This window comes from Gordonia aichiensis NBRC 108223 (assembly GCF_000332975.1).
Classification (GTDB): Bacteria; Actinomycetota; Actinomycetes; order Mycobacteriales; family Mycobacteriaceae; genus Gordonia; species Gordonia aichiensis.
Map to the genome: position 1 here is coordinate 1 of NZ_BANR01000060.1, position 1,795 is coordinate 1,795.

General features: G+C 62.2%; 1 protein-coding gene. It reads left to right on the forward strand.

All coding sequences use genetic code 11. The annotated features are described in order from the left end of the window. Positions 1-361 precede the first annotated feature (361 nt). On the forward strand, positions 362-1,795 hold a 1,434-nt coding region (locus GOACH_RS22935), incomplete at its 3' end, for a hypothetical protein (RefSeq protein ID WP_157227955.1).

Genomic DNA, 1,795 nt, shown 5'->3' on the forward strand with positions numbered 1-1,795 from the left:
GAGCCCCTTTCGTCTAGCGGAGCCATCTCGATCCGACTGTTCCCGAAAGACCGCACGCCCTCGACGGTGCCAGGCGTCGAAGGCGTGATCGTGGGTGGGCGAAAGCTGTGACGAGGTTCCCTATGAGTAGCGCTCTCTGAGCCGTTAGCCGGAGCGGTTGATCCGCATGAACCATCCCGAAGACTTCGAGCCGCACCCCTCTCGAGGCGAGATACTGGTCGGCGTGGCGAATCGACGGACCAGGCGTGCACGACGGTTGGGGATAGAGCAGTCTACGACCGCTGGAGTCGAATTGAAGACAGAGCTACCGAGGCCCGATCTGAGGGGGTTGCCGCCCGGTGCAGACCGGTTGGCGGCAGCGATGCAAAGACAGCCAATGGTGATCGTCGCGGGCGCAGTCGGCGTTCCCGCGCTCAGTGATGACGAGCGACGCACGCTTTTGGAAGGTATCGACACTCGCGAGGCGTTGTCGAGAGTCGCGAAGTTGCAGGCTGACTGGGACATTGCGAGCACGACACACTGGGATGTCAAACCGCTGCAACGGACTCTGCTGTCGACGGTGACGGCACCGTGGGGTGTGGCCGTCAGAGACCAGGTAGAGGCGGGAAACATTCTGACCTCGCCGCAGATGACCGTCCAGTTGATGCGTGAACTGCTGGAATGCGAATCGACGTCGCCTGAGCTGCTCAGCGGTAATGACCTGGTGCACCTGCTGATCTCGATCGCATCCGAACAACAGGTCGTCGACTGGTTCGACAGCGACACGCCCAGCGCGGCCGAGTTCGCAGCTCTTGACGCCAAATTCAAGACGATGGACCCGGACGACCTGAACGCACTTAACCAGGACATGCTCAGCTCCCTCGGGGCGAGTGCGCTGTTCAACGCGCCACGCAAGATCGAGAGCTACAAGGCCGACACGTATGACTTCTGGTATTCCGAATGGTCAGAGCGAGCAACGGACGATTTGGGGGCCACTCCTGCCCAAACTTTCGAGGCCGCGACGGGAATCAGCTTCGACGATTTCCTTCGTGCGGGGCTTGTCGTTTCCGACGCAGCACTATCGGGGCGAACTGTCATCGGCATCGATGAGCTTTCCGATGACAGCGCCGTTCGCGACTTCGTGCTCGAGAACGCTGCGCTGGACCTAGCTCGCTATCGCGCGGAACTGGCGTCCGACCGCGAACGCGGCGACGTGAAGCTGCAACGCTTCACCTTCACACGATTCCCACTGCTCGACCTCGGTGATAGAACACTGCTGATACTGCGCGCGCAGTGGGCAATCGAGCGATTCTTCGGCGACCCAGCACTGTTCGATGTCGTCGCCGCACTGAATGCCCGTGACGACAAGGCACTCGCGAAGCGGTTCGACGAGGGTATAAAGCACCAGTTCGAGGACGTGGTAGGGCGTGTCGTGGCTCGCATCGCTGCGAGGAGCAGCCAGGTCGAAGCCGTCGTCGCGGAGCCCGCGCTCGAGTCCGAGTGGACCGAGAAGAAGGGTCGTAAACCGTCGGTCTGTGATTGGATACTGCGCGGCGGGCCGGTCGTCGTGCTGATCGAGGCGACGCATCACCCGTGGAAGGCGTCGTTAGCCCAGGGACTCGGCGACGGCGAGGAGTACAGCGCCGACGCGGACAAGGTCCTGACCAAACGAAAGTTTGAGCAGCTCGCCTCCGCGATGCGCCTGGTTCGTCGGCTCGGCTGGTCCGGCAAGCCGCAGCCACACACTCGATTCATACCCCTCGTCGTCGTCCCGAACTCGGGCGCGCCGAGCACCATGCTCTCCGAAATCGACTAC